Origin of the sequence: Aquimarina pacifica, assembly GCF_000520955.1 — a bacterium.
GTDB classification, from domain to species: Bacteria; Bacteroidota; Bacteroidia; order Flavobacteriales; family Flavobacteriaceae; genus Aquimarina; species Aquimarina pacifica.
Map to the genome: position 1 here is coordinate 97,338 of NZ_JACC01000014.1, position 17,519 is coordinate 114,856.

A 17,519-nucleotide genomic window follows, 5' to 3' on the forward strand; every position below is an offset into this window, starting at 1 on the left:
AAAAATAGAAGCCCGCCATTGGTTGTTGTTTATGACGGGCTCGTAGGTATTTATGTGGTTTTTAGTTTTTGATAATGAATGGTTTGACGTCAGTACCAACTTTTAGAAAGTAAGATCCGTTATTCAATTTTTCAACATTTATAGTATTTGTAAATGTACCTTTATCCATTACCTGACCTAACATATTAAATATTGTATATGTTTGAATTCTAGTTTCTGATGATTCTACACTAAGTTCTGATCCTGATAAAGGAACAGGGTATACTCTAAATTCAGTAATTCTAAGGTTACCAACAGGAGGCGCTTTAGTATATGTGGTCGTAGACCCTGTAAAAGAGAAGGCTGCGTCACAAGGTCCAAGGTTTGTCCACCCAAAGAAAGTTCTTTCATATAGGTTTCCGTTATAGGTAACTTTGTCACCTACAGAATAACTTGCAGAACTATCCCATTCTTCTATACCATCACAAATGTCTACACCGCCATCCTCATCTTCTGTAGTGACACTAATAGAACTGCTAGAATTAGATTCATTACCGGCAGCATCCTTAGCTTTTACACTAAATTGATATGTGGTTCCTGAAGACAATGAATTAATAGTTGCAGTTGTATTCGAGGTTTCTCCTAGTAGTGAGGAATCCTGATAGATATCATATCCGATTACACCAACATTATCACTAGATGCATCCCAAGAAAGGGTTATAGAGGTATCTGTAATATTTGAAGCTACTAATCCGGTGGGTGCTGTTGGATTCTGGGTATCTGTGCCACCTCCGTCAGAATTGCCGATAATTACAGTGTAGTCTTCTACTTCACCATAATTAAACGTTTCGCAAGAGGAGGGGATACCATTGTATTTCATTGAAACACGCATTCTGGTTTCTCCATCAATTGCAGAGGAAGATATAGTAAATGATCCACTTACAGATGTGGACTGAGAAGCAGCATTGCTCCATACCAATTCACCAGCATCATCAAAACTATTATTTTGGTTATAATCGATCCAAACGGCATATCCCTCACTGTATACAGTTCCGGTCCATGTAGGTGTAATTGTAATGCTATATGTTTCTTCTTTTCCTAGGTTTGTAGAAATAGACGTATAATCTGTATAACCACTACTGGCTGAAGAAGAATTATTTATAGTTCCGATAGACACATTACTTATATATTCATCGGCTACACTATTACCTTCTGAGGTGCAATATGAGTCGCCGCTACCGCCACCACCATATTCGTCACCAACACCAACAGCATACCATGCATTGGTAACGGCAATTTCTTCTGTTCCTCCTGCTCCATATAAATCTATTGTAGATTGAATGGCACTAGCTCGAGCATCATCAAAATCAGAGCTCGATGTCAGGTATACATCCAGTGTTCTGAACGCTATTAATTCTGCTTTATTTATTCCAATTCCTGTAACAGAGAAAGAATCTCCATTGTCGTTTATACCATCTGTTGTGCTACTTCCTACGGTTACTAGGTAGAACCAATGATTAAGAACACTACTATTTGTATGAACACCACCATTATCACTACTTCCCCCATTCCAGTTAGTTCCTTGATAGGTGTCTGGATATCCCAAGGACTTAGGGTCGCTCATGGATCGTAATGCAGCAGATCCACTACGTCTATCGATTTCGTCACCTATTAGCCAAACGGCATCCGAAAAATTTCCATTTCCTTTTGCATAATATTCTACGGCAGCCCCCCAAATATCAGAGAACCCTTCATTTAAGGCTCCAGATTCATAACGATATACTAGGTTTGCTGTATTTGTGGTCACTGCATGACCTATTTCATGCGCAGCCACATCGAGGCTTGTCAAGGCATCAAAATTTCCATTTCCCTCATTGCCATTAGAAGATCCATCACCGTAGGTCATTACACTTCCGTTCCAGAAAGCATTATCATAATTGTCATCATAATGCACCCAGCTATTAATAGCAGCTCCTGAGCCATTAAAACTATTGCGATTATGCACAGATTGCCAATAATCATAGGTTTGTTCTGCTCCCCAATGTGCATCTAATGCAGCATTGTCTTTGGCCGAATTATCAAACTCTTCGGCTGTCCAGATATTATCGTTATCAGTGAAGTTTGTCGATGGATAACCAGTACTGGTTCCGCTATTATATGTATTAATACCGTTCCCTCTTGTATTATCTCGAAGTGCATATGTACTGCCAACGATTCGTGTTGTTATGGTTTGGGTACCGCTATATCGGGTTGCTGCGCTTCCTGATGCAAAAGGTAGGTACATTGTATTTTCGGTACTACAGTCATTATCTAGGGGTACTGTCTTAAGGTGCTTTGAAGAGTTACTATGAGCTCCTAGATGTTTTATAATTGCATTTTCTAGTTCAATAGCACCAGTTTCTGCATTTACGTAAATATAAGATCGACTTACTGGTGAAAGTGCATAAATATCAAACTTATAGGTCAAGCTTGCCTCAGAGGGATTCTGTAGATTAGGTAGTATAACTAACGCTGCTTTTTGACTATAATTCATTAATTTGGCATCTTGTGGAGTGTCCCAAATATATTTGGTTGCTCCAACATGTGCTAAAGCCTTTTGCAGTGCTTGAGCTTCAGAAAGTAGTGGTGCTGTTTTTAGGTTTCTAACATCAAAAGCTTTGCTTTGTAGTGTTCTAGGAATCCCGTTTTTTGATGAAATTGTAGCTTCACCAAACTCTACTTTTATACCGTTATAATATTGTTGGTGTTTAGCATGCGTAAAACCTAATTGATCAACCCTTTGTTTTATTTGAGAATATGTATTTCCTTCACTTAGGTTGAGGTTTTGTTTAAGAATATCTTGAGAGCTTTTTGTTTGTGAGGCTACTTTATCCAGAATAATTAGACCAGGAGGTTGTAGGAAATTTTCACTTTTTTTTTGGTTTTTTTCTTGTGCTATCGCAAAGAAACATGACAGCCCAAGTCCTGCCAGAAGACTGAGTCTTTTGTAACTTTTTTTCATTTTTGTTGAGTTTGAGTTTGTGTATTATGTTATTAAATGAAAGGTATTTAAAAAAAATGCAAAAAAGATATATTGTTGATATCTATATTTTTTTTTCGATTAAGTGACAAAAAAAGGAATTTAAAAGAAACTTAATAAAGTGTTAACTTTTGTTAAAGTAGGAAAAATCCCTTATTTAACCGTAAGTTTATTCTTGAGACATAAAAAAATCCAAGGTTTTAACTTCGTTGTAGTATGCTTCTCCAGTAGTGTAGAATCCCACATGACCACCATATTTCGGAATCTCTAAAAATATTTTTGAATTTTGTTGTGCCTCGATTATCGGATAACATGAGTTTCCTAAAAAAGAATCGTTTTTGGCATTTAGAATGAGTGAAGGGATTCTAATGTTTTTTAGATATTGTAAACTACTACATTTTGTATAATAATCCATTGCATTTATATACCCATGCGCTTTACTTGTGTATAAATTATCAATATCCATCAGAGATTTACAGTCTTTAATATCTGCAATACTGATTTGATCAGGAAATATAGTTTGCCGCTCGTAAAGTTTAGTTTTTAGATGACGTATAAAGCGTTGTTGATAGATATAATTTTGTGGTTTATTAATTTCTAAAAGAGAATTGTAGAGATCACACGGAACAGAAACTCCTATTGCAGCTTTTATTTCTTTGGGTATCGTTCTGTCTTCTCCTAAATATTTAAGTACTATATTCCCTCCTAGACTAAATCCACATAAACCTATTTGGGGATAAGAATTTCGATTGATAATATGATGGATACATTGTTCGATATCTTCACTCGCTCCAGCGTGATAGGATTTATATAGGCGATTATTTTCTCCGCTACAACTACGTAAATTAATTGCAACTGCATCCCAACCATTTTTGTTAAGGTGTTTTGCTGTGCCAAGTATGTATTGCCTTTGTCCATTACCCTCTAGACCGTGAATAATTATTACTAACTTTTTAGACGAATGTGTATGGCAATAACTCCAGTCAAGATCAATAAAATCTCCATCTGATAGGTTAATCCGTTCTCTTTTTTGATGTACTCCTTGTACATACCTTCTAATATTAGGATAAATTGTAGCAACATGGCCATTTCTAAATAAAAATGGCGGTCTGTACTCTGAAGAAACGATTGGCATTAATACAGAATATTATCTTTTGGTTTTTCTTTTTCTGGTAGATTTTCTTCATCTAGCATATCACGTAAATCAATTTCTATTGTTTTACAAAGAGCGGTCATGGGCACATCGTTAATTCTACCTTCAAAGGGGTCTTCACTATTGCTTCCAACTTTTTCCATAGTCGTAAAAATCCAAGAAACTAATACTGATAACGGAATCATCATAAAAATAAACCATTGTTTTATTTCATGAGACATCTCATTGAGTTCGTTTTCAAAGACATTGAGCAATCCAAAAGGAAGTAACAATACAAATATCCACGTAAAAACAGTACTGAAATAGGCATATTGACGAGGAAAAGGGGTGTTTTTTATACGTTCACATTTTCCCTGAAGGTTGTATAATTCTTCTAACACACCATGAAATAGTTGCTTGTCAAACTCAGTAATTTTATCTTTTTCTAGCAATTCTTTAAGGTGCAACCCTTGGTTTTTTACTAAATGAGTTGCAGGGTTTTTTCGTTTTAATAGATCCTGATATTCTTTATCTGACAAAAAATTCCTGGTGCTGGTACATGCAGGATTTTGTTCTCCATGTTTTTTAAAAAGTCGTTCTACAGAAGCATTTTCTTTTATAGAAAAAGAGTTGGGTTGTCTTAACTGTACCCTAAGTGCATTAATCCATGCAATGTGTCGATAGATCAATACTTTTTTGGTTTCATGATTTTCGTTGACTAAACTCAGTACTTGATTTGCCCATGTTCTACTATAATTTACAATGCCACCCCATATTTTTCGACCCTCCCAAAATCGATCATAGCTTTGACTATTTTTAAATCCTATGTAAAACGCAACCGCAATACCTATCAGACTAAGAGGTTGAAAAGGGATATCTATAAATTTCCAATCTAAAAAATGGTATACTGAGAAAATACCCGCGGTATAGAGCGTAAAGAAGACAATATTTCTCCAAGCAAACCGTAAGATTATTTTCCAACTAATATTGCGTTTAATATACATAGGCCATTTTTGCTTAAAAATAAGAATACCTAGAAGTTTTGGCAACACTGTGTGGGTTAAAATTAGTTTTTTACTGAGTTTACGCTCACGTACTAGTATTCTTGATGTTTTCAAGCATCTTTATTTACCCTCCTATTTATTTGTTTAAGTGAATACACGATTCTTTATTTATGTAGCTGCTATTTTATACTAGATCATGCTAATAATCTAGAAAGTTAAAAATGACATTTTTGTATAATCAATTATTTTTTTAGTGCACCTTTTTATTTGATTTCTAGTTGCTTGCGGTGGATTTGGGGTGTGTAAATTCAAAATGATCTGTTAAAAAAATAAAAACTGCATTATACATATACAAGGGGATTGAGACTTTGTATACTGTTATTCAGTATAGATTCTCAGAAAAATTAATTAAAAATAAAAGAATTACAATCAAAATGAATTTTAGAAAAACATGCAAACCTTTATTTTTAGTAGTGTCTTTGGCGCTATTTGTTTCTTGTGAAAAAGAAATAGAAAATAATGAAGTCGGTGACATTGAAACTTTTGAAAATACTATTAAAGTTCAGTATTTTAAAGGAATACCTGTAAATCATAGGTTTTCTGCTTCTATAGAGGAATTAGAATCAGAAGATATCGAAGAATCTTTGCTCAATTTTTATAATACCGAAAAATCAAAGGCAAACAAAAGTTTAGGAGTTTCTGAAAAAGAAGTTGCTTCTACACTGCCAGATACAGACATGATTGCCGAAAGTGCTCTTGAGGTATATGATGAGTTTCCTTTTCAGAAAAACGAATCTGAGAATAATATGGATAGCTTACTAAAAGAGAAGTTAAGACAGGATCAACTTATTCCCGAAGTAAGAGAAGAATTATTAAGGCTTGGATATATAGAGGACGTTGATGCATTAATCGAAGAAGCCATTGCAATAGCCGACAGCGAAATTGAAAAAAGCGAACAAGATAATTGGGAAATGATACGCAGTGATTTTTCTACACTTAGTGAAGAAGAGATTGCCAAAAATATTGAGCTTATTAATGAATACTACCTTCTTAATTTTGAGTACGTTGTTTTAGAAAATATAGCTTATAATGAAGAGCGTATTGTAAACAAAATCAAAGAAACACAATTAAAAAATGCAAGTCAAAAAGCCCTTGAAGGATACGATGGACCGTATTATGATAAGGCATGTACATATGCAAAAGTTAAATTAAAAGGATATACGTCAGCTGTGCATACAGTGGCTATGGGGACTGCAGCGTTGACAGCACAATCTTCCTCAAAAGAAATGTTTAGTGAGGCAGAGGGTGGATCTTCGAACACTAGAGAGGACGCATACAGGCATATGTTATTTAATGCATTGTTGGCTAATTATTATCCATCAGTAAGCTCAAAAGTTTCTTCTGTAAATTTTGCCAAAGCCGTTGGAGATTCTTATGAAGAATGTGGTACAAATCCTTTGGATAGTAAGGAAATGGATTATCATAATAATAAAATCGGTAGAGATGTTTGGGTGAGTAAGACTTCATATAGAAAAGTATTATGGGCTACGGTTGGGCTTAATAGACCGTCAACCTCAAGTCTTAAATCAGCAATTTATACCTATGTAAATGAAAAAAGTTGTTTTATTGTTAAAACTAAAAGTAGTGCGTTTCCAAACAATTTATTAAGTAGAGATCAAGTCCCTTTTGAAATATGGAATAGAATCCGAAATACCAGCGATAACATCGTGGTATATTTTAGTGGTACAATAGCTCCAGATGTTGCATTGCCAGAAGGTGAATATGATGACTCTGAGTGTATTGCTAATAATTTGGAGCCATATACTATTATTTGGGTCAGTCCGAATAATTTGATCAAAATACCTATTTCAATACCAAATAGCTGTTTGATAACATCAGGACCTGCTTGTTATAATATAGACTAAAAGGATCGTCTTCTTCTTATTCGTATGAAGCGAATAAGAAGAAGATTTACCATTATATACTGTGTTTATTTTTTTTGAATTTTTCATCTATATATGTTGTGCATGCATAATATATGTTTCGTATTTTTATAGATCTAGAAACTATAGGATATGTATATAAAAGAATTTGAAATAAGATGGAATGATATTGATGCGAATCGCCACTTGGCTAATAAAGCATATATAGAGTTTGCAGCCCATACCAGAATGTCTTTTTTGGGTGAGAATGGATTTAATCATAAAACATTTGGTAAGTACAATCTCGGTCCGGTAGTGTTCTACGAACATATTTATTATTTTAAGGAAGTTTTTGCTGGGAAACCACTTAGAGTTTCTTTGGAGCTAGTGGGTTTGAGCGAGGATGGGATGTTTTTCTCTTTTGAGCATAATTACTATGACTATAAAGGTCGTAATGTGGCACGTTGCGAAATGATGGGTGCCTGGATTGATTTAGGGTCTCGAAAACTCATCGGATTACCTGAAGAAATGCTATCAATCTTAGATACGATAGAACGTCCTAAAAACTTTAAAATATTAACAAAAGAAGATACGCGAAAGTTTGCTAAAATCCCCGTTGACCTTACCTAAGGTTTTTTAGGTATTTTGGTTACTAAATATACACCCGTAAAAATTAGTATTGCCCCACCGATTTTGATAAAATCTAATGTGTCTTTGCCGAACCCAATTGCAAACATTGAAGTTAGTAAGGGTTGAACATATATAAATACAGCGACTGTTGTTGGTTTAAGTTCTTTGATAGCAAAAATATTTAGAATGTATGTACCAAAAGTGGCAAATACCAGAACATAGCCTATTTTTAAATACCCAGATATAGGAATTGTATGTACTTGCATTTCCGTAAGTTGATTATAACCAAATGGTAACACAAATAATAACCCCAAAGTATACATCCATTTGATAAAAGTCAAGGGGTGGTATTTTTGTGTAATAGTTTTAATCAAAATAATATAGATGGCATAAGATGCGGCATTTACAAAAACTAGTAGATTTCCCAACAGGGGATTAGGAGCAGTAGTACTATTCCCTTTGCCATAAACTATGATAAGCAAAGCTCCAGAAAGCCCAATAAGAATTCCTATAATTTTAAGAGTTCTTAATTTTTCTTTTAGAAATATGGTTGACAAAATCAATACACAGATAGGTACTGTGGTCATTATAACCGAGGCACTTATAGGAGTAGTTAAATTAAGCCCTTCAAAAAAGCAAAGCATGTTGATACCAACACCAAATATGGCGGCTCCGAATATGCGTAGGTAATCTTTTTTTTCTATTTTTTCCTTGGGTCCCCAAAAACTTACCAACCAAAACAATGAACCTGCTCCCAGAACTCTCAATACAATAAAACCGAAAGGTTGCACAAAATGGGGCATCACATCTTTGGCGATACTATAATTTGCAGCATAGAAAACTGCCGCAAGACTCGCGGCACAAAAAGCAAGACTTCGTTTACTCATTATATATTATAAGATCGCTTTTGCTGCTTCGATCGTTTTTTTAGCATTACCAATAAAAATTTGATCTTCGATGATTAATACAGGACGTTTTAAGAAAGTATAATGCTCTAGAATTAATTTTTTATAGTCTTCTTCTGTAAGTTGTTGATCTTTTAAACCACGTTCTTTATACAATCGGGCACGTTTACTAAAAAGTGCCTCATAACTCCCAGAAAGTCTTTGCATTTCATGAATTTGATCATCCGTAATCTCTTCAGTTTTGATGTCTTGTAAAGTAAAATCAGAAGAGAGATTAAGTTCTTTAATGATACGTTTACAGGTATCGCAGGTAGATAGATGATATATTTTTTTCATAAGTAATTGTTTATAGAGTGTTTTTTTAAAAAAGGGAATCTAATAAATTGAGTTAAGCTTTAGGCACAAAGTGTAAAAATCATCACAAAGGAAATCCATTTTAGCATTAAAAGATATATTTTTAGCTAAAAATTAAGAATACAATGCAAGATCCAATAACAATCACACGTATTAACAGAAAAGGGCTAGAGAAGATACTAGATGGCTATTCATTAGAACAACTGAATGAAGTTCCTGAAGGCTTTAATAATAATTTATTCTGGAATATTGCTCATGTAATTGTTACGCAGCAATTACTGATGTATAAGTTGAGTGGATTGCCTATGATGATCGATGATGAGATGGTTGTTTTATATCGAAAAGGAACAAAAACTGAAAAAAATGCAACGGCAGAGGAGGTAGCTAATGTAAAAGAACTTTTGTTGACTACTATTGATCAAACAGAAGAAGATCTAAAGAAGGGTGTTTTTATAAATTATAAGGCATATGAAACAAGTCCAGGGTTTATTATACGATCTGTAGAGGATGCTATCAATTTTAATAACTTTCATGAAGGGATTCATTTGGGGTATATTCTCGCACTTAGAAAATCATTAAATATGTCTTAAAAACTCATTCTGGATAAATAAGGGCAATTGGACGTACTTATTTAATGTCATAAGCAAAAAAATGAGCAACTTTTTCTTTGTTTAGAGTTAACTCTACAGCTCCTTCTGTATAAGAACTTATTTCGTATTGATTGTAGTAGAGTAGTACATCTTCTTTTGTAAACCCAATTGCAGAAGGTAATGCAAATGTATCCTTTTCAAAAAAGAACCCAGTACTATTAATAGATTCGTTTTCTGGGATTTTGTATTCTTTCCTGAATACATTTTCTGCATAGTTTTTGAAAGCTTCAACCTCTTTTAGTAAGTCCAAATTCGAAATCTTTTCTCCTGTTCTTGTATCTATATTAATGTATGAAATATTTGCATAGCCATGAGCACCACCGCTAAAGAGATACGACTGTAGTTCAATGCAAGCGAGGTTTTCATTCTGAAAACTTACGAACCCATCTATAGACGCTTCGTATTGAGAGGTCTCTTCGGGAAATTCGTTTTTGATATTATGGTATTCGATATCAAAATCTTGAACTACTTTTTCTAAAGAAATAGCTGTAGAGTTATCATCACTTAACGCTCTAGAAGCACTGCTCTCGATAACATTATTGATGTTTTTGGTAAGTTCGTGATTACTAAGGATACTGGGTAAACTAATCTCCACCAAAGCACATTCAACTTCATTACAATTCTTCATCGATTTTGTATTGATCTCAACGATCTCAAAATACAGTGATTCCTTTTTGGAACAACCTAATGAGAAAAGTAAAATGAATGACTGTAATAACAGTAGTATTATTGATGTTTTATTTTTAGTGTTGATCATATGCCAAATATATAGATACCATAACAAACTTAAAGGGTGATGTCAAATATCTATAAGTTATTTCTAAACAGCTATAGTTTACCTGAAAAAAGGGGGGTGTTTTTACGGGAAACAGGGTAGTATACATTCGATTTATGATGTTACTTTGCCATGATTATTTTAGTTGAAGGGCGAAATATATACGTCTCTAAAGTAATTTTTAAAAGTAAGTTGAAGTTTTATAAGTACATAGTAGTTATAAGGTGAATAATGTGTTTGAGAACCCTGCGAGATATCGTGGGGTTTTTGTATATAAAACACTTTCATTTTTAATTTATTGAATAAACAGTAACAATAGCGATGCTTGTTTTTTTGAATAAATTTAAGATAAAACAGGTATGAAATTGTAATGTATTGGGAGAAGAATTTTACTTGTTTACCCATTTTGAATCATATTCAAAATACAGATATGTTTGCCCTACATGAAAACAGGATTCTGCGTTATTCTTAAGAGCATATGATTAGAAAGAATTTAATCCTAAATTTGTTGTGTACTATTTGTGTTCTTAAAAATTAATTAAACTCCTTTAAAAAAAAGTTTGCACGTTAATAAACTCATAATAAAATGATGATTTATGTTATAAATCGCGAAGTTTGACGACGGACTTGATAATATTATAAAGTATATGAAATTTAATACCAAAACAATTCACGGGGGTCAAAAACATGATCCCGCATACGGAGCGGTGATGCCACCAATATATCAAACCTCTACCTATGCACAAACGACACCAGGAGGGCATAAAGGGTTTGAATATAGTAGGACTCATAATCCTACCAGAAAAGCACTAGAAGATTCTTTTGCTAGTATCGAAAATGGAACTTTTGGCTTAGCTTTTGGATCAGGATTAGCAGCAATCGATGCAGTAATTAAGTTGTTAAAACCTGGAGATGAGGTGATTTCTACTAATGATTTATACGGTGGAACCTATAGATTATTTACTAAGATATTTGAAGATTTCGGAATCAAGTTTCATTTCATAGGAATGGAAAATGCAGATAAGGTAGCCCAATACATTACGAAAAACACACGGTTAATCTGGGTAGAAACTCCCACAAATCCAATGATGAATATTGTTGATATTAAAGCAATTGCCGAAGTGTCAAAGAAAAACAATTTGCTATTGGCCGTAGATAATACATTTGCTACCCCATATTTGCAAAGACCGTTGGATCTTGGTGCAGATATAGTAATGCATAGCGCGACAAAGTATTTAGGCGGACATAGTGATGTTGTTATGGGAGCTTTGGTGGTAAAAGACGAAAAAATTGCAGAACGATTATATTTTATACAAAATGCAAGCGGTGCTATTTGTGGACCACAAGATAGTTTTTTAGTACTTAGAGGAATTAAAACTTTGCACATACGAATGCAACGTCATTGCGAAAATGGTAGGGCAATAGCGACCTATCTTAAAAATCATCCCAAAATAGAAAAAGTATATTGGCCAGGTTTCGAAGATCACCCAAATCATCAGATCGCAAAAGAACAAATGGATGATTATGGAGGTATGATCTCATTTGTTACCAAAGGAAGTGATTTTGAAAGTGCAATTAAAATTGTCGAAAATTTAAAGATTTTTACCTTGGCAGAGTCTTTAGGAGGAGTAGAAAGTCTTGCAGGACATCCTGCTAGTATGACACATGCCTCTATACCCAAAGAAGAACGAGAAAAAACAGGAGTCGTAGATGCCTTAATACGGTTAAGCGTAGGGATTGAGGATATAGATGATTTAATAGAGGATTTAGAACAAGCTATTGGTTAAATGTTATTAAATTCAAAAAAATAAATTCTTTTTTTAAGAATATCATATATTTGAGAAAGTAATCTAAGTAGTTATTAAGAATTTAATAATCAATTCGCGTATGCAGGCAAAAATAAATACCTTTATGGAAGAAGTGCGGGCTCGTAACACTCACGAACCTGAATTTTTACAAGCAGTTCAGGAAGTTGCCGAGACTGTCATCCCTTACATAGCTTCAAACGAAATTTATAATGGTAAGAATATTCTGTTAAGAATGGTTGAACCAGAAAGAGCAATTATGTTTAGAGTTGCTTGGGTAGATGATAAAGGTGAAATTCATGTTAACAGAGGATATCGAATTCAGATGAATTCTGCTATAGGACCTTATAAAGGTGGATTGCGTTTTCATCCCTCTGTAAATATTAGTATTCTTAAATTTTTGGCTTTTGAACAAGTGTTTAAGAATAGTTTGACAACGTTACCAATGGGCGGTGGTAAAGGAGGGTCAGATTTTGATCCAAAAGGTAAATCCGATGATGAGATTATGCGTTTTTGTCATAGTTTTATGAGTGAATTGTATAGACATATTGGGCCAAATACGGATATCCCAGCTGGAGATATCGGAGTAGGAGGTCGAGAAATAGGATTCTTATTTGGGATGTATCGCAAAATGAAAAATGAATTTACCGGTGTACTTACAGGTAAAGGGCTTACTTGGGGAGGTTCACTTATTCGACCAGAAGCTACAGGGTACGGTACTGTTTATTTTGCCCAAAATATGCTAGCTACCCAAGGCGATTCTTTTGAAAACAAAACAGTAGTGATCTCTGGTTCAGGAAACGTAGCTCAGTATGCAGCAGAAAAAGCAATTCAGATAGGTGCAAAAGTAGTCACATTATCAGATTCTTCAGGATATATTTATGATGAACAAGGAATTGATGAAGAAAAGCTAGCGTATGTGATGGAGCTTAAAAATGAAAAAAGAGGACGTATCAAAGAGTACGTAGAGAAATATCCTGATGCAAAATTTTTTAAAGGCCAAACCCCATGGGGTGTTCAATGTGATATAGCATTACCTTGTGCAACACAAAATGAACTAACAGGCGATGACGCGAAGAAATTAGTAGCAAATGGATGTATCTGTGTCAGTGAAGGAGCTAATATGCCAAGTACTCCAGAAGCCATTACATACTTTCATAAGTCCAAAATTTTCTTTGCCCCTGGTAAAGCCTCTAATGCAGGAGGAGTTGCTACCTCTGGATTAGAAATGACCCAAAATTCGTTGCGCTATAAATGGACTCGAGAAGAAGTTGATGATAAACTTAAGCAAATTATGGAAGATATTCATAAAGCCTGTCTCAAGTACGGAACCAATAGTGATGGATATATCGATTATGTAAAAGGTGCAAATATTGCTGGTTTTGTAAAAGTTGCAGATGCAATGTTAGCACAAGGAGTGATATAACAAAATAGATCAAAATAAATTATAGACCGTTTAGAAAATATCTAAACGGTTTTTTTGATAGAGAAATGGATAAGAATAGATTATTTAGGTTTTGTTCCATATTTTTATAGAAATTAATTTTTAGAATGAAATACATATCTTTTTTGCTATTTCTAATTATATGTATCTCATGCGGAGTAACAAGTGCGGTACATGATTTTGATGAGCATCAAGATTTTTCTGTATACAAAACCTATAATTTTTATCCCGAAATGGTTTCTGGATTAAGTGAATTAAATCATAATAGGTTACTTGAAGTTATGGATACTATCATGATTACAAAAGGATTCGAAAAATCAGAAACACCTGATATTTACATAAATTTTAAAAGTACCATTATCAAAGAACCCTCTCAGAATCGAATAGGAGTAGGAGTTGGAAGTGGCGGTGGCGGAATAGCAATAGGTATTGGAGGCGACATAGCCATTGGAGGGCCAGCAACTTTTTTAGAATTAACTACGGATCTTATAGATGTCACTAAAAACGAATTGGTTTGGCAGTCTATTACAGAAAGAAGATTTAACCCTAATGGAGCACCCAATTCACAAACGATTATTTTTCAAAAAATAATAAAAAAGTCTTTGGCAAAGTACCCCCCACAGTCTAAGAAAAGTAATAGAAATTAATGCCTTGGGGTTTGATTTAATTATTTTTGCAATATTATGATAATTAATTCACCGGCCATTGTTGTTCACTCGCTGCGATATGCAGAATCAGACTTAATCGTTACGCTATTTACCAGAACCAGTGGTTTACGATCGTATTTGGTTCGCGGTGTTCTTAAGTCAAAACGGGGAAAACTTCGAGCGTCTTTGTTTCAACCACTTACCATATTAGAGATTCAGGCATTTCATAAAGATAAAGGAACCTTAGAAAGAATTAAGGAAGCAAAAGTACTGACTGTATATAAAACCTTGTATGCAGATCCAGTAAAAAGTGGATTGGTTTTTTTTATTTCTGAGATGATCAAAAATTCGATTCAGGAAGAAGAAGAAAATAAGGCCCTTTATGAGTTCTTAGAATCTTCATTGATTTGGTTAGATACCAATACCACTATTGGTAATTTTCATATTACGTTCTTAACAAAACTTACACAGTACCTCGGCTTTTACCCTGATATATCCCATATACAGCTGCCTTATTTTAATATGCTAGAAGGAGGTTTTCAGTCAATAAGTAGCACATATTGTGTAGAAGGAGAACATATCACTCAATTTAAGAAGTTTTTAGGCACAACATTTGAGGCATGTATGAATATTAGGCTTTCGAAGAGTGTACGAAGTGATATCCTAACTATGCTATTAGTATATTTTGAGTTACATTTGCACGGTTTTAGAAAACCAAAATCACTTTCGGTTTTGAACGAAATTTTTAATTAGAATAATGCGGTTATTTATCTTACTTTTTTTTTCAGTATTCTTTATGCTTCCTGCAGAGGCACAAAAAATAACGGTATATAGCGCATCTAATAATAAGCCCATTCCTAATGTGGCAATTTACAATAAAGGAAAAACGATAATTACCGAAACAGATTTTGATGGAATTGCTGATGTTTCTGACTTTTCTGATGACGAAATTTTATATTTTGCCCATATTTCTCATACAACTACAAATATTGCGAAGACCAAAGTTGTAGCAGTACGAAAAGTATATTTAGAACCCGATGAGAATCAACTTTCTGAAGTCGTTCTTTCTGTTTCAAAATGGGAACAAGATAAGAAAGACATTTCGCAGAAAATTGTCAGTATTTCTGCAAATGATATTGCATTATCGGCGCCTCAAACGTCTGCAGATATTTTGCAAAGTAGTGGACAGGTGTTTGTACAAAAAAGTCAATTAGGAGGTGGGAGCCCGATTATAAGAGGTTTTTCAACAAATAGATTGTTACTCACAGTTGACGGAGTGCGTATGAATACCGCTATTTTTAGGAGTGGAAATGTACAAAATGTGATATCTATAGATCCTTTTACTGTCGATAGAACAGAAGTTATTTTGGGACCAGGCTCTGTAGTATATGGTAGTGATGCTGTAGGAGGAGTTATGAATTTCTATACTGCCCAACCCAAGTTTGCAATAACAGGTAAACATGCTCTAGAAGGAAATGTTATTGCAAGATATGCAACCGCTAGTAACGAAAGGACGGGACATGTAGATCTTAATTTAGGGTTTGAAAAATGGGCCCTCTTAACAAGTGCAAGTTATACCGATTTTGATGATTTAGAAATGGGAAGTCATGGGTCTGATGATTACCTTAGAAATGAATATGTTGAAACTGTTGATGGAGTCGATGTAATTGTTCAAAATGAAAATCCAGAAGAACAAAAATTTACAGGCTATAGCCAAATCAATTTGTTACAGAAAGTACGATTTATGCCTAGCGAAAATTGGGACTTTAATGCAAGCCTATTATATACCACTACCTCAGATTATCCTAGGTATGATCGCTTAATTCGATATAGTGATGAAGTATTGCGTTCTGCCGAATGGTATTATGGACCTCAGCGGTGGTTCATGAGTAATGTACATGTAACACATAAAGCCAAATCAGGAATTTATGATAAAATGAAGATTACTGCTGCCTATCAATACTTTGAAGAAAGTAGGAATGATAGAGACTTTCAGAGTACTACATTATCACGAACACAAGAACAGGTAGATGCCTATTCTATGAATATCGACTTTGAAAAAAAGTTCAGTGAAAAAACCACCTTGTACTACGGATTAGAATATGTACTTAATCATGTCTTTTCTGATGGTACAGAACTTGATATAGATACTAATGAAGTTGTTGATGCTCCGTCAAGATATCCAGATGGTTCTACATGGCAATCTGCAGCAATATACTCTAGTATAAAACATGAACTAAGCGAAAAGTTAAGATTTCAGGGAGGATTAAGATACAATCGTATTATACTTTATTCTCAATTTGATGATGAGTTTTTTGATTTCCCGTTTACAGAGGCAAATATCGATACTGATGCCGTTACAGGAACTGCAGGTTTAAGTTGGTTGCCCAACGATATATTGCAATGGAAATTTAATTTTTCTACTGCGTTTAGAGCACCAAATATAGATGATGTAGGGAAGATTTTTGATTCTGAAGAAGGATCTGTGGTGGTTCCTAATCCCGATTTGAAACCAGAATATGCATATAGCGGAGAACTAGGATTGACAGCAAGTTTTGGTAAGCAGTTTTCTGTAGAATTAGCAACGTATTATACGCACTTAGATAATGCATTGGTAAGAAGAGATTTTGACCTCAATGGTGATACAGAAATAGAATATAATGGGGTTTTGAGTAATGTGCAAGCAATTCAGAATGCAGCCAATGCCTTTATTTATGGATTCGAGGCAGGAGTTAACTATAATTTTTCTAAGAACTGTACACTTGCTTCTCAATATACGTTTACCGGAGGAGAAGAAGAATTAGATGATGGTACAATTGCACCGTCAAGACATGTGTCTCCTCAATTTGGGACAACACGTTTTACCTATAAATTACCTAAGTGGACTTTTGATGCATCTGCCGTTTATAATGGGGCTTTTAGTTATGAAGATTTGGCACCATCACAACAAAGCAACGATTTTCTGTATGCCAAAGACGAAAACGGGAATCCTTATGCACCATCTTGGTACACACTTAATTTAAGGACACAGTATCAGGTGACCAAGAAGTTAAATGCCATTCTCTCTTTAGAAAATATTACGGATCAGCGTTACCGTCCATATTCTTCAGGAATTTCTGGAGCCGGAAGAAATTTTGTCCTTTCTCTTAAATATGCGTTATAGACGGAATTTCTATCTGAACTTATTGAGAAATATATTGTATTTTACGATTTTTGCAGTACTATTATGTGGCGATTTCTTTAGGATAATTTC

Annotated in this window: 14 protein-coding genes; 8 read left to right on the plus strand and 6 right to left on the minus strand. The window is 34.3% G+C overall.

What is annotated here, in order from left to right; all coding sequences use genetic code 11:
* Positions 1-61 precede the first annotated feature (61 nt).
* The 3 genes from DZ60_RS22875 to DZ60_RS0110230 all read right to left on the minus strand — a co-directional run bounded on the left by DZ60_RS22875 (position 62) and on the right by DZ60_RS0110230 (position 5,134).
* A complete protein-coding gene (locus tag DZ60_RS22875) occupies positions 62-2,980 on the minus strand; it encodes a M4 family metallopeptidase (protein ID WP_025741978.1) in 2,919 nt (972 codons plus the stop codon).
* 187 nt (positions 2,981-3,167) lie between these two features.
* Positions 3,168-4,133 carry a YheT family hydrolase gene (locus DZ60_RS0110225; RefSeq protein ID WP_025741979.1) on the minus strand — a complete coding sequence of 322 codons (966 nt, stop codon included), beginning with the start codon at positions 4,131-4,133 and terminating at the stop codon, positions 3,168-3,170.
* On the minus strand, positions 4,133-5,134 hold the full coding sequence (locus tag DZ60_RS0110230) for a bestrophin family protein (protein ID WP_025741980.1): 1,002 nt from the start codon (positions 5,132-5,134) through the stop codon (positions 4,133-4,135). Before DZ60_RS0110230 ends, DZ60_RS0110225 begins: the two co-directional genes overlap by 1 nt.
* Positions 5,135-5,568: 434 nt before the next feature.
* On the opposite strand from DZ60_RS0110230, the gene DZ60_RS24190 reads away from it, so the two are divergent.
* Both DZ60_RS24190 and DZ60_RS0110240 read left to right on the plus strand, forming a co-directional pair.
* A complete protein-coding gene (locus tag DZ60_RS24190) occupies positions 5,569-7,059 on the plus strand; it encodes a DUF6973 domain-containing protein (protein ID WP_051477625.1) in 1,491 nt (496 codons plus the stop codon).
* A gap of 150 nt (positions 7,060-7,209) precedes the next feature.
* Positions 7,210-7,686 carry an acyl-CoA thioesterase gene (locus DZ60_RS0110240; RefSeq protein WP_025741982.1) on the plus strand — a complete coding sequence of 159 codons (477 nt, stop codon included), beginning with the start codon at positions 7,210-7,212 and terminating at the stop codon, positions 7,684-7,686.
* On the opposite strand, the gene DZ60_RS0110245 is transcribed toward DZ60_RS0110240, so the two are convergent.
* Together DZ60_RS0110245 and DZ60_RS0110250 are read right to left on the minus strand one after the other, a co-directional pair.
* Positions 7,683-8,573 (minus strand): DMT family transporter, encoded by an 891-nt coding sequence (locus DZ60_RS0110245; RefSeq protein ID WP_025741983.1) that lies wholly within the window; start codon positions 8,571-8,573, stop codon positions 7,683-7,685. The two genes, DZ60_RS0110240 and DZ60_RS0110245, sit on opposite strands and share 4 nt — an antisense overlap.
* 6 nt (positions 8,574-8,579) lie before the next feature.
* Positions 8,580-8,927, minus strand: coding sequence for an arsenate reductase family protein (locus tag DZ60_RS0110250; protein ID WP_025741984.1), 348 nt, complete (start codon positions 8,925-8,927; stop codon positions 8,580-8,582).
* A gap of 143 nt (positions 8,928-9,070) precedes the next feature.
* Between DZ60_RS0110250 and DZ60_RS0110255 the strand changes: the two genes are divergently transcribed.
* A complete protein-coding gene (locus tag DZ60_RS0110255) occupies positions 9,071-9,535 on the plus strand; it encodes a DinB family protein (protein WP_025741985.1) in 465 nt (154 codons plus the stop codon).
* A gap of 37 nt (positions 9,536-9,572) precedes the next feature.
* Here the strand turns inward: DZ60_RS0110255 and DZ60_RS22885 are convergent, their stop codons facing one another.
* Positions 9,573-10,223: an RsiV family protein gene (locus DZ60_RS22885; RefSeq protein WP_025741986.1), complete on the minus strand. Its 651-nt coding sequence runs from the start codon at positions 10,221-10,223 to the stop codon at positions 9,573-9,575.
* 794 nt (positions 10,224-11,017) lie between these two features.
* Between DZ60_RS22885 and DZ60_RS0110265 the strand changes: the two genes are divergently transcribed.
* From DZ60_RS0110265 to DZ60_RS0110285, 5 genes are all read left to right on the plus strand, one after another.
* A complete protein-coding gene (locus DZ60_RS0110265; protein ID WP_025741987.1) occupies positions 11,018-12,157 on the plus strand; it encodes a cystathionine gamma-synthase in 1,140 nt (379 codons plus the stop codon).
* Between the two features lie 100 nt (positions 12,158-12,257).
* Positions 12,258-13,601: an NADP-specific glutamate dehydrogenase gene (gene gdhA / locus DZ60_RS0110270; protein ID WP_025741988.1), complete on the plus strand. Its 1,344-nt coding sequence runs from the start codon at positions 12,258-12,260 to the stop codon at positions 13,599-13,601.
* A gap of 125 nt (positions 13,602-13,726) precedes the next feature.
* Positions 13,727-14,266: a DUF4136 domain-containing protein gene (locus tag DZ60_RS0110275; protein WP_025741989.1), complete on the plus strand. Its 540-nt coding sequence runs from the start codon at positions 13,727-13,729 to the stop codon at positions 14,264-14,266.
* A gap of 36 nt (positions 14,267-14,302) precedes the next feature.
* Complete coding sequence (gene recO, locus DZ60_RS0110280; protein ID WP_025741990.1) at positions 14,303-15,019, plus strand: DNA repair protein RecO; 717 nt, start codon at positions 14,303-14,305, stop codon at positions 15,017-15,019.
* A gap of 4 nt (positions 15,020-15,023) precedes the next feature.
* A complete protein-coding gene (locus DZ60_RS0110285; protein ID WP_025741991.1) occupies positions 15,024-17,429 on the plus strand; it encodes a TonB-dependent receptor in 2,406 nt (801 codons plus the stop codon).
* The last annotated feature ends 90 nt before the right edge of the window (positions 17,430-17,519 follow it).

Excerpts from the sequence above, each read along its gene's own strand:
- DZ60_RS22875 (WP_025741978.1), bottom strand. The coding sequence starts at position 2,980 with ATGAAAAAAAGTTACAAAAGACTCAGTCTTCTGGCAGGACTTGGGCTG.
- DZ60_RS0110265 (WP_025741987.1), top strand. The coding sequence starts at position 11,018 with ATGAAATTTAATACCAAAACAATTCACGGGGGTCAAAAACATGATCCC.
- DZ60_RS24190 (WP_051477625.1), top strand. The coding sequence starts at position 5,569 with ATGAATTTTAGAAAAACATGCAAACCTTTATTTTTAGTAGTGTCTTTG.
- DZ60_RS0110255 (WP_025741985.1), top strand. The coding sequence starts at position 9,071 with ATGCAAGATCCAATAACAATCACACGTATTAACAGAAAAGGGCTAGAG.
- DZ60_RS0110285 (WP_025741991.1), top strand. The coding sequence starts at position 15,024 with ATGCGGTTATTTATCTTACTTTTTTTTTCAGTATTCTTTATGCTTCCT.
- DZ60_RS0110225 (WP_025741979.1), bottom strand. The coding sequence starts at position 4,133 with ATGCCAATCGTTTCTTCAGAGTACAGACCGCCATTTTTATTTAGAAAT.
- gdhA (WP_025741988.1), top strand. The coding sequence starts at position 12,258 with ATGCAGGCAAAAATAAATACCTTTATGGAAGAAGTGCGGGCTCGTAAC.
- DZ60_RS0110275 (WP_025741989.1), top strand. The coding sequence starts at position 13,727 with ATGAAATACATATCTTTTTTGCTATTTCTAATTATATGTATCTCATGC.
- DZ60_RS0110230 (WP_025741980.1), bottom strand. The coding sequence starts at position 5,134 with ATGTATATTAAACGCAATATTAGTTGGAAAATAATCTTACGGTTTGCT.
- DZ60_RS0110240 (WP_025741982.1), top strand. The coding sequence starts at position 7,210 with ATGTATATAAAAGAATTTGAAATAAGATGGAATGATATTGATGCGAAT.
- DZ60_RS0110245 (WP_025741983.1), bottom strand. The coding sequence starts at position 8,573 with ATGAGTAAACGAAGTCTTGCTTTTTGTGCCGCGAGTCTTGCGGCAGTT.
- DZ60_RS0110250 (WP_025741984.1), bottom strand. The coding sequence starts at position 8,927 with ATGAAAAAAATATATCATCTATCTACCTGCGATACCTGTAAACGTATC.
- DZ60_RS22885 (WP_025741986.1), bottom strand. The coding sequence starts at position 10,223 with ATGAAGAATTGTAATGAAGTTGAATGTGCTTTGGTGGAGATTAGTTTA.
- recO (WP_025741990.1), top strand. The coding sequence starts at position 14,303 with ATGATAATTAATTCACCGGCCATTGTTGTTCACTCGCTGCGATATGCA.